The sequence below is a fragment of the Actinomyces denticolens genome (assembly GCF_002072185.1).
Lineage (GTDB): Bacteria > Actinomycetota > Actinomycetes > Actinomycetales > Actinomycetaceae > Actinomyces > Actinomyces denticolens.
In genome coordinates, this window is record NZ_MVIW01000029.1 from 19,682 (window position 1) to 35,860 (window position 16,179).

Sequence of the window (16,179 nt, forward strand, 5' to 3'; positions counted from 1 at the left end):
CAACATGTCCAACGCACAGCCCGTCGCGCGCAAGCGCCGCATGAGGGGCGGCATCCTCCTGTGGGTGATTGCCGCGATCCTCCTCGCCGTCATCCTCGGCTCCATCCGCGTGGGCGGCCATCCCATCATCCCGGCGCCCGTGGGCCGCGGCTTCGCCACCTTCTCGGCGATCTTCAGCCAGTTCCTCAAATTCGCGATCCCACTGATCATCATCGGCCTGGTCACCCCCGCCATCGCCGACCTCGGGCGCGGGGCCGGCAAGTGGCTGGGCGTCACCACCGCCGTCGCGTACGCCTCCACCCTCTTCGCGGGCTTCGTCACCTACGCGACCTGCGCGGCCCTGTTCCCCACGCTCCTGTCCGGCGTGACGCTCGGCGACGTCTCCGAGCCCGGGAGCGCCCTGGAGAGCTTCTTCACCCTTGAGATCGCCCCGCCGGTGGAGGTCCTCACCGCCCTCATCCTCAGCTTCGTCATGGGCATCGGCCTCTCCCTCGTGCCCCGGGGCGTGCTGCGCAAGGGATTCATCGAGTTCCGCGCCATCATCACCCGCCTCATCGAGACGATCATCATCCCCCTCCTGCCGCTGCACATCTTCGGCATCTTCCTCAACTTCGCTTACACGGGCGAGGCATGGGCCGTCATGAGGACGCTCGTGCGCGTGGTCGTCGTCGTTCTCGTCCTCGAGGTCGTCATCCTGGCCTGCCAGTACACCGCCGCCGGGGCCATAGGCCGCAAGAACCCGCTCAAGGCGATCCTCACGCTGCTGCCGGCCTACATGACGGCCCTGGGCACATCCTCCTCCGCGGCGACCATCCCGGTCACGCTGCGCCAGACCAAGAAGCTGGGCGTGTCCGACGCCGTCGCCTCCTTCGTCATCCCCCTGTGCGCCACGATCCACCTGGCCGGCTCGACATCGAAGATCTTCGCCTTCGCCTTCGCCATCGCCTTCACCCAGGGCCTGACGATCAGCGCCGCCCAGTGGATCGGCTTCATCTTCATGCTCGGCGTCACGATGGTGGCGGCCCCCGGCGTCCCCGGCGGCGCCATCGCCGCGGCCTCGGGCCTCATCGCCTCCATGCTGGGCTTCGACGACGCCCAGGTCGGCCTCATGTTCGCCACCTACATCGCCATGGACTCCTTCGGCACCGCCACCAATGTCACCGGTGACGCGGCCATCGCCCTCACCATCGACCGTTTCGCCGACGGCCGCCTCGGCCACGAGGGGGATCCGGAGAACGCCCGTGAGCTCGCCTTCGACGGCATGACCTACCTGGACGGCGTGAGCGTCGAGGGCGTGGTCAGCCCCGAGGAGCTGGCCGCGTCCAGCGCCGCCGCGGGCCGGCCCGGAGAATGAGAGCGCCGGCACCTCCCTGCCTCCATCCTCTGCCGTCACGCCTCCCGGGCCATGAGCCGGGTCAGCGCCCCGCCCGCTGACATGAGCTCGGCGGGGGCTCCCTGCTCGACGACGCGGCCCCCGTCGAGGACGGCCACGTGGTCCGCCTCGGCCACCCACCGCAGGCGGTGCGTGATCTCCACGACCGTCGTGCCGGCCAGGCGCTCGCGCACGCGGGAGCGCACCCGGGCGTCGAGCGCCGGATCCAGGTGCGAGGTGAACTCGTCCAGGACGATGACCCCGGGCCGGGCCAGCAGTGCCCGGGCCAGCGCGAGCCGCTGGCGCTGGCCGCCGGACAGCGAGGCTCCGCGCTCGCCGATCATCGTGCCGTAACCGGATTCCAGGGCCACGATGTCCTCGTGGATCCCGGCGTCCCGGCAGGCCCGCCGCACCTCCTCCTCGCTCGCGCCCGGCGCGGCCAGCCGCAGGTTGTCCAGGACACTGGCCCGGAACAGGTGCGCGCTCTGGCTGACCAGCGCCACCTCGCGGCGAAGGCAGTCGCCCCTCAGCCCCCGGATGTCGACGCCGTCCAGGAGGATCCGGCCCGCCGCGGGGTCGTCGAAGCGCAGCGCCAGATGGCCCATGGTCGTCTTGCCCGAGCTGGAGACCCCCACGAGGCAGGTCCACCGGCCCGCCGCGGCGCGCACGGACACGCCCTCGAGCGCCGGCCTCGGCGAGCCCGGGTAGGCGTAGGACACCTCGTCCCAGACGAGCTCATGACAGCCCCCGCGGGGCAGCTCCCCCTGCCCGTCCTCGACCTCGATGGGGGAGTGGACGGTGGCCCACACCCTCTCCGCCGCGGCGAAGGATGTGTTGAGCGCGGCGGCGAACTCCTCCACGCCCCGCGCGGTCTCGGCCAGTCGCACCACCGCCGCGACGCCGCCGGCCAGGGCCGCCGCCGAGAACGCCCCCGCGCGCACGCCGTCGGCGCCCACGAGGATCATCGCGGCGGGGCCCGCGAGCGCGAGCAGCTGGGCGCCGCCCCGGCGCAGCGCCGTCCAGCGCCGCGCCGGGGCTCCGGCGGCCTGGATGGCCCGGTCGATCTCGTCCATCTCCTCGAGGCGGCCCTCCACGTGCCCGTAGCCCACCACCTCGGCCATCCCCTGGATGGAGTCCGTGACGTGCTGGGTCAGCCCTGCCCTGCCCGCCACGGCCTCGCGGGAGGAGTCCAGCGAGAGCCGCCATCCGAGCGCGGGGACCACGCCGATCGCCGCCAGTGAGAAGGCCGAGGCGGTCAGCGCCACCGGCCACGACGTCGTCGCCCCGATGACTCCCACCACGGTCAGGGGCACGACGACGGCGCTGATGGCGGGGGCGAAGGTGTGGGCGAAGAACACCTCGATGCGGTCGACGTCCTTCGTGGCGCGCGCCAGCAGGTCCCCCGAGCGGGAGTCCAGCATGACCCGCGGCGCGCGGGGGATGAGCGCGGAGAAGATCTCCCCGCGCAGCAGCTCCAGCGCCTTGAAGGCCACGAAGTGCCCGAGGAACTGCTCGGCGTAGCGCAGCGCCGCCTTGAGCAGGGAGACGAGCGCGAGCAGCCCCGCCAGTCCCCAGGGGATGCCGATGGCCGCCCCTGAGGCGGCCTGCGCGCCCGCACGGACGACGGCGACCGCCCCGATCGCAAGGATCGCGCAGCCCAGGAGAAGATCGGCGATACGGCACAGCGTCGAGCCCGCCAGGGGCGCCAGGACCGGCCGGGTGACGCGCAGGAGCCAGCCGATGAGCGCGCGACGGCTCGGCGGGGACGGCTGCGAGGACGGGGCCGAGGCCACCTCTCCGGCCCCGCCCGGGCGGAACCGCGTCCCCTGGGGGCCCTGCGCACCCGGGGCGCCATACTCCCGTCTCGCGCGGCTCGTGCTCATCGCCCGCCCCTCCCCGCCTCGTGGCCGGGCTCGGATGCTGCCCCGGCGCCCGCCCGCGTGCCGGGCCGCTCGGCCGGCCCCGAGCCGGGCCGCTCGGCGGTGATGCGCCCGCCCTCGACGGTGATGACGCGATCGGCCCCGATCAGCGCGCCGGCGCGATGCGAGACCGTCATGACGGTGCGTCCGGCGGAGACCCTCTCGATCGCCTCGATGATCGCGGCCTCCCCGGCCAGGTCCACCTGGCTGGTCGGCTCGTCCAGCAGCAGGATGGATCGGTCGGCGAGCACCGCCCGCGCCAGGGAGACGCGCTGGGCCTGGCCCCCGGACAGCCCCAGGCCCTGCTCGCCCACACGGGTCGCCAGGCCCCTGGGCATCCGCCGGACCTCCTCGGCGAGATTGGCGGCCGTCAGGGCCTCCCACAGCTCGTCGTCGCCGGCCCCCGGCGCGGCGAGGCGGAGGTTGGAGGCGATGGTACCGGAGAAGAGCCAGGTGGACTGCGCCACCAGGGCGCTCGCGGCGCGGACCCGTTCCTGATCAGCGGCGCCCGACCCCGGTGCCAGTGCCTCGCCGTCGACCTCCACGGCGCCGGCCGAGGGAAGGAGATCCCCCTTGAGCAGGGCCATGAGCGTTGACTTGCCCGAGCCGGAGGGGCCGACGACCGCCACATGCTCGCCGGGCGCCACCTCGAGGTCGACCCCGTGGAGGACCTCGGCGCGCTCCCAGGCGGCGCTCGCCCCCCGCAGGCGGACGCCCCCGGCGGGCCCGCCGCTCCCGTCGCGCCGGGCCGGCCCCTCGCCCATGGTCGCGGTCCCGCTCCCGGCCCGCGCCCGTTCGGAGGTATCCGGCGGCGCGTCGGCGCCACCGGCGCCGACGGAATCCGGGGACGACAGAATGCGGCGGATGACCCGCTGATTGGCCAGGCCCCCCATGCCGACGTAGAAGAAGGCCCCCACGTGGTCCAGTGGTTCGAGAAGGACGAAGGAGGTCAGCACGATCGCCAGCGCATCGCCTGCGCCGATGGCCCCCGAGCCCAGCCTCGCCACGGCGCTGACCGCCGCCACCGAGATGAGGAAGAGCGAGAAGAGCGAGTCGGTGACCAGGATGACGAGCTGGTTGCCCGCCAGCAGGCGCATGACGGCGCGCCGGTTGCGCTCCCCGGCGTCGCGCAGCCGCTCGCGCGTGCGCCCCGCCGCGCGCGCCAGGGTGAGGGTGGTCAGGCCCTGGATGGCGTCGAGGTACTCCGCGCTCAGGCGCGCCCGGCTCCGGCGCGAGCCCGATGAGGATGACCGCAGCGTCCTGTGGAAGCCGATGATGAGCGCGGGCACGCCGACGACGGCGAGGGCCAGGACCGCTGAGGGAACCGGGTCCACCGCGATGCCCAGCTCCACGAGCACGAGGGCCGGGGCGAGTCCCGCGGCGATCGTCGGGGCGAGGAAGGTCTGCCGGTACAGGGCCACGCGCTCGGCGCCGTCGGCCAGCACCGACACGGTCGATCCGGTGCGCTGCCGGGCCGCGCGGGCCGGGCCGAGCCGCATGAGGTGGGCGAGCACCCTGCGGCGCAGCGCCGCCTCCTCGCGGGCCGCGCTGCCCAGCGACACCGCCTGCGCCCCCGCCGCCGCCAGCGCCGAGATCGCGCCCGCGACCAGCGCTGAGGCGAGCCGGGCACCCGGGGCGCTGCCCTCGATGAGCGCGCCGAGCGCGCGCCCGGCCGAGATGAGCGACCATCCCTGCGCCAGGAATGCGAGGACGGTCAGGGTGAAGGAGATCAGATTGGCCCGCCTGGACGACGGCGTCGCCAGCGGGAGCCGCGAGGAGGAGGGGCCGGTGCGGGACAGGAGCGCGGTGGGGGCGGGCATGCGGCCCATTGTGCTGCGGGTCATAGGGCGAGTGCCAGAATCGCAGCCCCATCGTCCCGTCATCGCGGGGGCCCGGGCTCGTAGGCTCCTCCCATACGCTCGGCCCATCGCGGCCGGCACTCCGCAATACAACGGTGATCGCACTGCGATGACCCCGTCCAGCACCGTCACAGTACCGTTACAGCACCGTTACAGCACCGTTACAGCACTGCCCCGATCACATCCGATCAAAGGAGACCCCATGGCCAACGCCCCCGTGAACATCACGATCACCGGCGCCGCCGGCAACATCGGCTACGCCCTTCTCTTCCGCATCGCCTCCGGCGCCCTCCTCGGCCCGGACCAGCGGGTCAACCTGCGCCTGCTCGAGATCCCCCCGGCGATCAAGGCCGCCGAGGGCACCGCCATGGAGCTCTTCGACTCCGCCTTCCCGACGCTGGGCTCCATCGATATCTTCGACGACGCCAAGGCCGCCTTCGAGGGCGCCAACATCGCCTTCCTCGTCGGCTCCATGCCCCGCAAGGCCGGAATGGAGCGCGCCGACCTGCTCAGCGCCAACGGCGGCATCTTCGGCCCCCAGGGAGAGGCCATCAACGCCGGCGCCGCGGACGACATCAAGGTCCTCGTCGTGGGCAACCCGGCCAACACCAACGCCCTCATCGCCGCCTCCCACGCCCCGGACGTCCCGGCCTCCCGCTTCACCGCGATGACCCGCCTGGACCACAACCGCGCCCTGGCCCAGCTCGCCATGAAGGCCGGCTGCCACGTCACCGACATCGACAGGGTCACCGTCTGGGGCAACCACTCCACCACCCAGTACCCCGACCTCACGCAGGCCACCGTCAAGGGCCGGCCCGTCACGGACCTGCTCGCCGACCGCGCCTGGGTGGAGGAGGACTTCATTCCCACCGTCGCCAAGCGCGGCGCCGCCATCATCGACGCGCGCGGCGCCTCCTCGGCCGCCTCGGCCGCCTCGGCCGCGATCGACCACGTCCGCGACTGGTGCCTGGGCGTCAAGGGCTACTCCTGGACCTCCTCCTCGATCATGTCCGACGGCTCCTACGGCGTGCCCGAGGGCATCATCTCCTCCTTCCCCTGCACCGCGGAGAACGGCGAGTGGAAGATCGTTCAGGGCCTCGAGATCGACGAGTTCTCGCGCGCCAGGATCGACGCCTCCGCCGCCGAGCTCGTCTCCGAGAAGGAGACCGTCGCCTCGATGAACCTCATCTGAGGCACCTGCCGTCATGACCCTGACGGCACCCCGACCGGCCCTCTCGTCCCGGCCCCGACCGGGCGAGGGGGCCGGTCGCGCCGTCGTCGGCCCTCCGGCCCCGGGGGCGAGGCCCCGCCGCCTTGGAGCGCGGCGCGGCGCTGTGCTGGAATCGGGCCATGGCACGCCGCAGCTCCAAGCGGCCCTACGGGGCCGGGCACGTCCCCCTCGACATGGGGCGCCTCGCCTCGGTGCCGCGCAGTCAGATCGGTCCCGGCGGGGCCGAGTTCACCGTCCGCCACGTGCGCGGCGGCGCCAAGGACTACACCTGCCCCGGCTGCCACCGGCGCATCGTGCCCGGCACCGCGCATGTGGTGGCCTGGTCGAATGAGTCGCTCTTCGGGGCGGATCGCGGACTGGAGGAGCGCCGCCACTGGCACACCTCCTGCTGGGAGCGCCGCCTCTGGTAGGCGAGCCCTGCCCGGCCCCCGACGGCGCGGCCGCCGACGCCCCGGCCCGGGTGGTGGCCGGGGAGGGGAGCGGGCCCGGCTCAGATCAGGGGCGCGCCCGAGCGCTCCTCCCATCCGGGCAGCAGCCGGTCCAGGGCGAAGCGCAGCGGGACGATGTCGCCGTCGCGACCGCCCTCCCCGATCGTCAGGGGCACCGGATCCGGGCTCGGGGACACGCCGAGCAGCCTGTCCCTCGCCCCCAGCCGGCGGGTGAGGACGTAGAAGCGTCCCTCGACGTCGATCGCCACCGTCCTATCGGCGCGCAGGTACCAGCCCCTGAGCGGGGTGCGCGCGCTGCCGCCGCCATAGCCCCTGGCCCGCAGCGCCACCGGCTCCAGCCCCTCGGCGGAGGCGACGGCGAGGAAGGCCCGCACGATCCGCTCCGCCCGGGCGCTCTCGGCCGATCGGGAGGCCTGGAGCATCCGGGCCCGCTGGGCGGCGGCCTCACGGCGCCGGGAGGCCCAGTCGGCCTCCTCGGGAGTCCCCGGCGCGGCCGCCGGGGACTGCGCATGCGGGAGGTCGTGGTCGGGGGAGGGCTGGATGCCGGGCATAACCCAAGCCTAAAGCGAGTCGTCAATGAGGCCACCGGAGAGTGTCGGATAGCGCACACTGGAAGCATGTCCGAACCAGCCCGACTGCGCATCCGCCTCGATTCGGGATCAGCGGCCCCCGTCTTCGAGCAGATCTGCGATGCTGTGCGCCGCGACATCGCCTTCGGCCGTCTCCCCGCCGGAACCAGGCTCCCAACGACGCGGGCCCTGGCCGCCGAGATCGACGTCGCCGTCAACACCGTGGCCAAGGCCTACCGCGAGTTGGAGCTCGAGGGGGTCATCGAGGGCAGGGGCCGGCAGGGCACCTTCGTCATCGACCCCTCCGGGACCGCCGCCGAGCGCGAGGCCCTGCGCTGCGCCCAGGCACTGCGCGACCTCGGGGTGAGCCGTGAGCGGGCGCTCGACCTCCTCGCACGCGCGTGGGGCTCCTGACGGCTCAGGAGCCCCACGGCGGTGAGTGGACGGTGACGGCGACGATGGCGACGCGGCGGTGAGACGCCGTGGTGCCCGCTCAGGGAGGGCACCACGAGTCGGATCAGGACTTCTTCTTCGCCCCTTGCTTCGCCGCGGCGGCCTTCTTGGAGCCGGCCGCCCCGGAGGGCTGCTTGGCGGCCTTGTCGGCCTCGGGCTCGCCGTCGGCCTCATCGGTCTGCTCGCCGTCGGCGGGCTGCGCCTCCTGGGCGGTGTCAGCGCTGCTGATGATCACCGGGGCGGGGGCGTGGGGGAGCGCGGAGTCGCCGAGGATGCCTCGCATGTCCTCCAGGTAGGTGGCGATGGAGTCGCGCTGGCGCTCCAGCTCCTCGATCTGGCGCCGCACGGCCGAGGTCTGGCCCTCGGCATCGGCGCGGGCGTCCTCGAGGAGCTGCTCGGCCTGCTCGCGCGCCTCGCGCACGATCTCGTCGGCCTTGTTCGTGGCCTCCTCATAGCGGGTGCGGGCCTCGGCATCGGTGCGGGCGCGCACCTTCTCCGCGCGGTCGAGGGCCTCCTGGAGGCTGGCCTCCGCCTGAGCGGTCTGGGCCTGGGCCTCCTCGACCATCTGGCGGATCGACTCCTGGGTCTCCTGATGGGCCTTGGAGTCCTCGGTCGCGGCGGCCTCGTGCTGGCCGGCGATCTCCAGGGCGGCCTGCTGGCGAAGCTCGGCGACCTCGGAGCGGGCGGCCTCGGCCTCGGACTTGGCGTTGCGCACGAGGGAGTCGGCCTCGGACTTGGCGTTGCGCACGAGGGACTCCGCCTCCGTGCGGGCCTTCTCCACGGTCAGGCGCGCCTCCTCGCGCGAGGAGGCCAGCAGCGACTCGGATTCCTCGGTGGAGGTCCGGCGCAGCTCCTCGGCGGCGGCCTCGGCCTCATCGCGAGTGGCGGCGGCCTTCTGATCGGCGGCGACGGTGGTCTCCGTGGCCTGCTTGTTCGCCTGGGCGATCACGAGGGAGGCCTCGCGCTCGGCCGAGCTGCGGGCCTCGGTGGCGGCGGTCTGGGCGTCCGTGGTCGCCTTGGCGGCTGTGCGCTCAGCGGCGGCCACCATCTCGTCAGCGCGAGCCTGGGCATTGGCGAGCGTCGTTGCGGCCTCTGCCTGGGAGCGGCTGGTGAGCTCGCCGGCCTCGCGGCGGGCGTCCGCGACGAGCGTGGCGGCCTCGGAGGAGCTGCGCTCCTGCAGGCGCTTGGCATTGGTACGGGTGCGTGACAGCAGCGCCTCGGCCTCGGCATTGGCCTTGGCCAGAACGGTGGCGGACTGCTCCTCGGCGCTGCGCAGCAGTTGCTCGATGCGGGATCCGAGGCCGGCGTAAGTCGGCTTGTCGGCCTCGCGCAGACGACGGCGCGCGTCGGCCAGCTCGCCGCTGAGCGTCATCGCTCGCTGGTCGAGATTGGCGACCTCGCGGCGCGCGTCGGCCAGCTGCCGCACCAGGGACTCGATGCGCTGCTCGACCTGCGCGCGGTCGTAGCCGCGCATCGTCACGGCGAAGTCATGGGTCTCGTCGGACACGGTGTCTCCATCCTAATATGTGGGGCGGCGCCCCGGCTCAGGGACAAGGGTAGGACTCCGGGCGGCTCGGCCGCGACCTCGGAATCCTTTCGGGCTCCCAGACTACTCTGCGAGGGCTCTCAGGTCACTCCCAGGCTGCCTGACGGCCGTCCGCTGAGGGCGCAGTGTTATGTGATGTTTCCCGGGATGGTGGGATTCCGGTGCGTCGGCATGGGATTCTGGGCATCAATGCCCCGTTCCCCCCGGCGTCGCGTCCGGGGCGCGGGGGACCAAACGCCGAGTCCGAGGAGTTCAGCGTCGTGAATCGACGACTCTTGAGCGCGATCGTCGCCGCTGCCGGCCTGATCGTCATCGCTCTGGCCGTCTGCTTCGCCACAGTGTGGCGTCCCAGTTCGACCATCGAAGCCACCCTTCCCACGTCGCCCGAGCAGAACTACGTCGTCACCGCCCCAGGCGTCCTCAACCTGGTCGACTCGTCCGTGACGATCAGGGCCACCGCCGCCGACGGCTCCTCGCCCGTCGTGATCGCCGTCGGCCATGAGGCGGACGCCAGGGCCTGGCTCGCACAGGACCCGTACCTGTCGGTGACCGGCCTGACCGACGAGACGACCCTCCAGGCCTCTCCCGTGACGGAGGCCTGCGACTCCTCCGGGGCATGCTCGGCGGCGACGCCCTCCAACGCGGACCCCACCTCCTCGGACCTGTGGAGCAACACGGCCGACGGCACGGGTTCGGTGTCGGCCACGGTCAACATCACCGCCGCGGACATGGTCGCGCTCGTCGCCACGGACGGCTCGGGCCCCGCGCCCGCCGTTTCCCTGTCGTGGGAGCGGTCGGTGTCGACCTGGTGGTTCAAGCCCAGCCTCATCCTGGGCGGCCTGTTCATCCTCGTCGGCGTCTTCGGCCTCCTCCTCGACCTCCAGAACCGCCGCGCGGAGGCCGAGCGCCGCAACCGCGCGGCCGAGCGCCAGGCCCGTCTCGATACCGCCGACGGCGTCTCGACCGCCGCGGTGCCCAGCATCGAGGACCCGGACCGCCCGCTGACCCGCCGGGAGAAGAGGGACAAGGAGCGCGCCGAGCGCCAGGGTGAGGAATGGGTGGATCCGCGCACTGGTCGCGTCTACGTCGGCGGCGTCGAGGTGCCCTCCATCCCCTCCTCCCCGGAGGCCCTCACCGCCGACCAGGGCGCCGGGATCGACATGACCGGGACGGTGGGCGCCGATCAGGGCCTCGGCGCCCCGCCCTACGACCCCTACGCCGGCATGTCCGCCTCGACGCCCCCCAGCAGCGGCGGCGCGGGCGCGCCGGGAGGCTCCCCGTCCGCGGGCTCCGCCCCTCGGGGGGCGGCGGGCGCTCACGCCCTCGGCGCCCTCGATGAGGCGGGCGCGGGCTACCAGGACCCGGCCCGGAGCCACGGGACGACGGCGTACGACCGCCCCTGGGGGGCAGGGGCCGACGACTCCTGGCACAGCGCCGCCGATCGTCCCTGGGACAGCTCCACGACCTCCCTGCCGCCGCTCGACGCCGCCTCCGCGCTGACCGACGACCACGCCCCCGTCCTGCGCTCCTACGAGGAGGCGCACGAGGGCTCCCAGGGGATGGGCTACCCCGCCCAGACTGCCGACTACTTCGGCACCGCCTCCCACGAGGGCGACGGGGCCCAGCCGCTGCGCCCGGCGCCCTCGATGATGCCGGGCTCCACCCCCTACTTCCAGGTGGAGGACCCTCGGGTGCCGAGCGCCTCGGAGCAGAGGGGATCATGGGGATCACTGGGGGCGAGGCCATCGTCCTCCCCCTCGGCCGCCGATCCGCCTGCCCGCAGGACCGGCTCCTCCGGTCCGTCCACCGAGGACCTGGGCGAGCTCGGGCTCGGCAGGGGCGCGGACGGCCAGGGGGCCGAGGGCGCCCGGGATGACAAGGAGACCATCTGATGACCACGCGCCGTTTCTTCCTCGGGGGCATGGCCGCCTCGGCCGTCGCCGCGACGCTCGCCGCCTGCGGCCAGGAGGTCGCCACCACGCCCGCGCCCGCCACGGGCACGCCCGAGCCCTACTCGGCCCTCGACTCCGAGCGCCTGACCTCCATCCTGGAGCGACTCAAGGCGGGCCTGGCCGAGGCCGACACCGCCCGCACCGCCGAGTCCCTCAGCGACTACCTCGTGGGGCCCGCGGCCCGCAACCGCGCGGAGCAGTACGCCCTGGCCTCCGCCCTGGGCGACGACACGCGCATCAGCCAGATCGTCTTCGATTCCGCGGCGGGCGCCGCCGGACTGGCCGAGGGGTTCCCGCGCACCGCCGTCGTGGTCTCCCAGCAGCCCGAGGCCTCCAAGGCGCCCTGGATCCTGGTGCTGTCCCAGGATGAGGCCCGGGACAACTTCAAGCTGTGGGGCTGGGGCCAGCTCTTCCCCGGCACGCGCGTGCCCGAGACGCCGACCGCGGCGGCCGGGACCGAGGCCATCACCGCCGACTCCACCGGACTCGTCTCCACCCCCGCCGAAGTCCTGGCCGCCTACGTCGACGCCCTCAACGACCCCTCGGGCGCCAATGGGGCCACCTTCGCCAACGACCAGGACCGCATCCGCGCGCAGGTGGCCACCGACCGCGCCATCAACGACCAGGTCTCCACTGCGGGCACGGTCACCGTCACGGTCGCCGCCGGTACCGACGGCTTCCGCGGCCTGCGGACCGCCGACGGCGGGGCCATCGTCATGACCACCCTCACCTACACCACGGAGTTCAAGCGCACCGTCAAGGACGCCGGCTTCCAGGCCGGCCCCACTCTCGGCAAGATGCTGGGCGGAGATGACGCGGTCCGCGGCACGGTCACCGCCACCTATGACGCGATGGTCGCCTTCTCGATCCCCGCCGAGGATAGTGCGCAGGCCCCCGTCGCCCTGGGCGGATCAGTGGTTCTCGCCTCCGCGACCAGGGACGACTCGAAGTCGCCCGCCTGATCGCCATCCCGGTGCCCGGGGCGCGCGCATGGCGCGGCCCCGGGCACCGCGCATCGACCAGTACCGCCCGCGAGCAGCGGGCCCGATCCAGGAAGGCCGCCCATGAGCATGTTCGGCGCCGTTGATCTGTCCTCACTCGCCCCTCGCCCCAGTACGGGCCCCGCACCGGGCGCCCCCGCCGCGCCGCAGGCCCCGCCCGCCGGCCGGGCCGAGGGGATCCCCGCTCCCCTGATCGTCGACATCGACGCTCGGAGTCTGCGCGACATCGCGGAGATCTCCTCGCAGGTCCCCGTCGTCATCATCTGCCACAGCCCGCGCAGCGAGGCCTCCGCCCAGGTCGTGACGATGCTGGGCCGCCTTGCCGAGGAGTACGCGGGCCGCTTCGAGCTCGCCCGCCTCGACGTCGACGCCGCCCCGGAGGTCGCCCAGGCCGTCGGGGTGCAGGCGATCCCCGCCTGCGTCGCCCTGCTCGCCGGCCAGCCGGTGCCCCTGGCGCAGGGCGCCGCCGGCGAGGAGCAGATGCGCGCCCTGCTCGACCAGCTCCTCCAGGTCGCCGCCGCGAACGGCGTGACGGGCCGCCTCGCGCCGGACGCCCCCGCCGCCGACGAGCCCGAGGAGCCGGCGGAGACCGAGGTCGAGCGCGCCGCGCGCGAGGCCATCGAGAAGGGGGACTGGGCCGGGGCCGAGGCCGTCTACGACCACGCCATCGCCAACAGCCCCGCCGACGCCGACCTCAAGGCCGCCCGCGCCCAGGTGCGGATGCTCGCCCGCATGGACGGCCAGGATCCCGCCGCGCTGCTCGTCGCCGCCGACGCGTCCCCCGCGGACCTCGACGCCGCCCTGGCGGGGGCGGACGCCGCTCTCGCACTGGGGGATGCCGAGGGCTGCCTCGCCCGGGCGCTCGACGCCGTCGCCCGCCACAGCGGTGATGAGCGGGAGGCCGCCCGCCTGCGACTCCTGGAGCTCTTCGAGATCATCGGCGCCAGCGCCCCTGAGGTCCAGGCCGCCCGCCGCCGCCTCGCGACGATCCTGTACTGAGCCGCCGGTGCCGATGGCGCGGCGGGGCCCGGTCGAACCCGGTCGATAGGTGGCTGGAGGCCCGCCGCCCCGGTGAGGGGCGGCGGGCCTCCAGGTGCTCGGCCTCAGGCGATGGGCGTGGGGCTGATGCCCCAGACCTTCGCGTAGTCGCTGATGGTGCGGTCGGAGGAGAAGCGGCCCGAGCGCGTGATGTTGATCCAGGCGCGGCGCTGCCAGGCGCGCTGGTCGGCGTAGTCGGCGGCCATGCGGTCCTTGGCCTCGCGGTAGGCGGCGAAGTCGCCCAGGACGTAGTAGACGTCGGCCGGCTCGTAGGTGGCCTCGAAGATCGAGCGGCGCAGGTCCGCGAACCATCCGGAGCCGTTGTCATCCAGGGTGCCGTCGATGAGCGCGTCCAGGACCCGCTTGAGGCCGGGGACATTCTCGTAGTGCCAGGCGGGGTCGTAGTTCTCGCGCAGCGCGGGCAGCTCGTCCTCGGTGGCCCCGAAGATGTAGGCGTTCTGAGGGCCGACGGCCTCGAGGATCTCCACGTTCGCGCCGTCGAGCGTGCCCAGGGTGAGGGCGCCGTTCATCATGAACTTCATGTTGGACGTGCCCGAGGCCTCCTTGCCGGCCATCGAGATCTGCTCGGAGACGTCGGCGGCCGGGATGATGTGCTCGGCGGGGGAGACGTTGTAGTTGTGGACGAAGACGACCTTGAGGGTCTTGGAGACCACCGGGTCGGAGTTGATGAGCTCGCCGATGGTGTTGATGAGCTTGATGATGCCCTTGGCCCGGATGTAGCCGGGGGCGGCCTTCGCGCCGAAGATGAAGACGCGCGGCGGGACCACGAGCGAGGGGTCGTCCTTCATCCGGAAGTACAGGTCGAGGATGTAGAAGGCGTTGAGCAGCTGGCGCTTGTACTCGTGCAGGCGCTTGATCTGGACGTCGAAGATCGCGTCGGGGTCGATCTCGATGCCCTCGCGCGCCTTGATCCAGTCGGCGAAGTCGGCCTTGTTGGCGCGCTTGACCTCGGCCAGGCGGTCGAGGACGGCATCGGTGGCGGCGCCGTCGAAGTCCTGCAGGGCGGACAGGTCGCGGACCCAGGCATCCGAGCCGGTGACCTCGTCCAGGAGGGCGGACAGGCGCGGGTTGCACTGGCGCAGCCAGCGGCGCGGGGTGACGCCGTTGGTCTTATTGTTGAAGCGCTCGGGCCAGATCGCGTGCCACTCCTTGAGGGTGTCGCGCTTGAGGATCTCGGTGTGCAGCGCGGCGACGCCGTTGATGGAGTAGGAGGCGTAGCAGGCGATCCAGGCCATGTGGACGCGGCCGCCGGAGATCGGCGCGATGTAGTCGATGGTCGTCTGGTCGATGCCGCGGGCGGCGAGGTCGTCGCGGAAGCGGCGGTCGATCTCGCGCACGATCTCCATGATGCGCGGGAAGAGCTTCTCGAAGATCGAGATCTCCCAGGTCTCCAGGGCCTCGGCGAGCACCGTGTGGTTGGTGTAGGCGAAGGTCCTCGCGACGACCTCCCAGGCCTGCTCCCAGCCGAGGCCGTGCTCGTCGAGCAGGATGCGCATGAGCTCGGGGATGGCGAGCACCGGGTGGGTGTCGTTGAGCTGGATGGAGTTGAACTCGGCGAAGCCGGTCAGGTCCGCGCCGTGGTGGGCGACGTAGTTGTCGACGATCTCCTGCAGGGAGGCCGAGCAGAAGAAGTACTGCTGGCGCACCCGCAGGACCTTGCCCTCGTAGGTGGTGTCATTGGGGTAGAGGACGCGGGAGATGTCCGCGGTGCGCTCGCGCTCGACGATCGCGTCGGTGAAGCGCTGGGAGTTGAAGGCGTCGTAGTCGAACTCCTCGATCGACTCGGCCCTCCACAGGCGCAGGGTCCCCACGTTCTTCGTGCCGTAGCCGGTGATCGGCATGTCGTAGGGGACCGCGCGCACGGTGAGGTCGTTGTAGCGCACGATGCGGGCGCACTCCTCACGGCGGATGACGAAGGGGTAGCCCTCCTCCATCCACGGGTCGGGGTGCTCGGTCTGGAAGCCGTCGGAGAAGAGCTGCTTGAACAGGCCGTAGCGGTAGAGGATGCCGTAGCCGGCCACGGGGAGGTCGAGGGTGGCGCAGGAGTCGAGGAAGCAGGCGGCCAGGCGGCCCAGGCCCCCGTTGCCCAGCGCGGCGTCGGGCTCCTGCTCGAGGATCTCGGACAGGTCCTGGCCGAAGGCTCCGACCGCCTCGCGGGCCTCCTCGACCAGCCCGAGATTGGTCAGGTTGTTGAGCAGCGCCCGCCCCATGAGGAACTCGGCGGAGAAGTAGTGCTCCATGCGGCCCGCCTGGTAGGCGCGGGTGGTGGCGTACCAGTCGTCCGCGATGGCGTCGACGACGGCGGAGGACAGACCCTGCCAGACCTCCATCGGAGTGGAGGCGTCGGCGGGGTGACCGGAGACGGCGCGGATTTGAGAGGGAACCGTCGCCATCAGGTTCTTCGTCATAGTTCTTCCCTTGTCGGACATGGGTTGGGATGGCTGCAAGCAACTTGCAGGACTCGTTCAGATCGTACACGCCACCACGCCCCATGCCATGGGCGGGATGATTTCGGCCACCCGGAGCTGGGCGCGGGTCGTCGGATCGCCGCAGTCGCGCGTGAGGGGCGGACCGTACCGGGCCCGTCCCTCACGCGGCGGTGCGTGATCGCCCCGGGCCCCGCGACAACGATGGGGTCCGGGCGCGACCCGCTCAGTCCCGCGACGGCCGCAGGAAGATGGCGCCCATCGGGGGGACCCGGAGGCGAACCGAGGCGGGGCGGCCGTTCCAGGGCAGTTCCTCGGCCTCGACGTGGCCGAGGTTGCTCAC

12 protein-coding genes are annotated in these 16,179 nt (G+C 72.8%); 7 read left to right on the forward strand and 5 right to left on the reverse strand.

What is annotated here, in order from left to right; genetic code table 11:
- Positions 1 to 4: 4 nt before the first annotated feature.
- Complete coding sequence (locus tag B1H55_RS09020) at positions 5 to 1,354, forward strand: dicarboxylate/amino acid:cation symporter (protein ID WP_073451297.1); 1,350 nt, start codon at positions 5 to 7, stop codon at positions 1,352 to 1,354.
- 35 nt (positions 1,355 to 1,389) lie between these two features.
- On the opposite strand, the gene B1H55_RS09025 is transcribed toward B1H55_RS09020, so the two are convergent.
- The gene (locus B1H55_RS09025; protein ID WP_077240406.1) at positions 1,390 to 3,255 is read right to left on the reverse strand and encodes an amino acid ABC transporter ATP-binding/permease protein; all 1,866 of its coding nucleotides are present in this window, start codon (positions 3,253 to 3,255) and stop codon (positions 1,390 to 1,392) included.
- A complete protein-coding gene (locus B1H55_RS09030) occupies positions 3,252 to 5,111 on the reverse strand; it encodes an ABC transporter ATP-binding protein/permease (protein WP_077240917.1) in 1,860 nt (619 codons plus the stop codon). Before B1H55_RS09030 ends, B1H55_RS09025 begins: the two co-directional genes overlap by 4 nt.
- 241 nt (positions 5,112 to 5,352) lie before the next feature.
- Here B1H55_RS09030 and B1H55_RS09035 point away from each other — a divergent pair, with 241 nt between their 5' ends.
- Together B1H55_RS09035 and B1H55_RS09040 are read left to right on the forward strand one after the other, a co-directional pair.
- Positions 5,353 to 6,342, forward strand: coding sequence for a malate dehydrogenase (locus B1H55_RS09035; protein WP_073451296.1), 990 nt, complete (start codon positions 5,353 to 5,355; stop codon positions 6,340 to 6,342).
- A gap of 158 nt (positions 6,343 to 6,500) precedes the next feature.
- Positions 6,501 to 6,791, forward strand: a complete 291-nt coding sequence (locus tag B1H55_RS09040; protein ID WP_073451295.1) for a hypothetical protein — start codon at positions 6,501 to 6,503, stop codon at positions 6,789 to 6,791.
- Between the two features lie 80 nt (positions 6,792 to 6,871).
- Here B1H55_RS09040 and B1H55_RS09045 read toward each other — a convergent pair whose 3' ends face one another.
- Complete coding sequence (locus tag B1H55_RS09045) at positions 6,872 to 7,381, reverse strand: hypothetical protein (protein WP_073451294.1); 510 nt, start codon at positions 7,379 to 7,381, stop codon at positions 6,872 to 6,874.
- A gap of 66 nt (positions 7,382 to 7,447) precedes the next feature.
- On the opposite strand from B1H55_RS09045, the gene B1H55_RS09050 reads away from it, so the two are divergent.
- Positions 7,448 to 7,813, forward strand: a complete 366-nt coding sequence (locus B1H55_RS09050) for a GntR family transcriptional regulator (RefSeq protein WP_073451293.1) — start codon at positions 7,448 to 7,450, stop codon at positions 7,811 to 7,813.
- Between the two features lie 103 nt (positions 7,814 to 7,916).
- Here the strand turns inward: B1H55_RS09050 and B1H55_RS09055 are convergent, their stop codons facing one another.
- Positions 7,917 to 9,359: a hypothetical protein gene (locus B1H55_RS09055; RefSeq protein WP_172575550.1), complete on the reverse strand. Its 1,443-nt coding sequence runs from the start codon at positions 9,357 to 9,359 to the stop codon at positions 7,917 to 7,919.
- 299 nt (positions 9,360 to 9,658) lie between these two features.
- Between B1H55_RS09055 and B1H55_RS09060 the strand changes: the two genes are divergently transcribed.
- The 3 genes from B1H55_RS09060 to B1H55_RS09070 all read left to right on the forward strand — a co-directional run bounded on the left by B1H55_RS09060 (position 9,659) and on the right by B1H55_RS09070 (position 13,350).
- A complete protein-coding gene (locus B1H55_RS09060; protein ID WP_143163810.1) occupies positions 9,659 to 11,290 on the forward strand; it encodes a hypothetical protein in 1,632 nt (543 codons plus the stop codon).
- Positions 11,290 to 12,312 carry a DUF8094 domain-containing protein gene (locus B1H55_RS09065; protein WP_077240404.1) on the forward strand — a complete coding sequence of 341 codons (1,023 nt, stop codon included), beginning with the start codon at positions 11,290 to 11,292 and terminating at the stop codon, positions 12,310 to 12,312. The genes B1H55_RS09060 and B1H55_RS09065 overlap by 1 nt, the downstream gene beginning before the upstream one ends.
- 102 nt (positions 12,313 to 12,414) lie before the next feature.
- Positions 12,415 to 13,350 carry a tetratricopeptide repeat protein gene (locus B1H55_RS09070; RefSeq protein WP_073451289.1) on the forward strand — a complete coding sequence of 312 codons (936 nt, stop codon included), beginning with the start codon at positions 12,415 to 12,417 and terminating at the stop codon, positions 13,348 to 13,350.
- Positions 13,351 to 13,454: 104 nt separating this feature from the next.
- Here the strand turns inward: B1H55_RS09070 and B1H55_RS09075 are convergent, their stop codons facing one another.
- Complete coding sequence (locus B1H55_RS09075) at positions 13,455 to 15,818, reverse strand: glycogen/starch/alpha-glucan phosphorylase (RefSeq protein ID WP_073451288.1); 2,364 nt, start codon at positions 15,816 to 15,818, stop codon at positions 13,455 to 13,457.
- Positions 15,819 to 16,179: the final 361 nt, after the last annotated feature.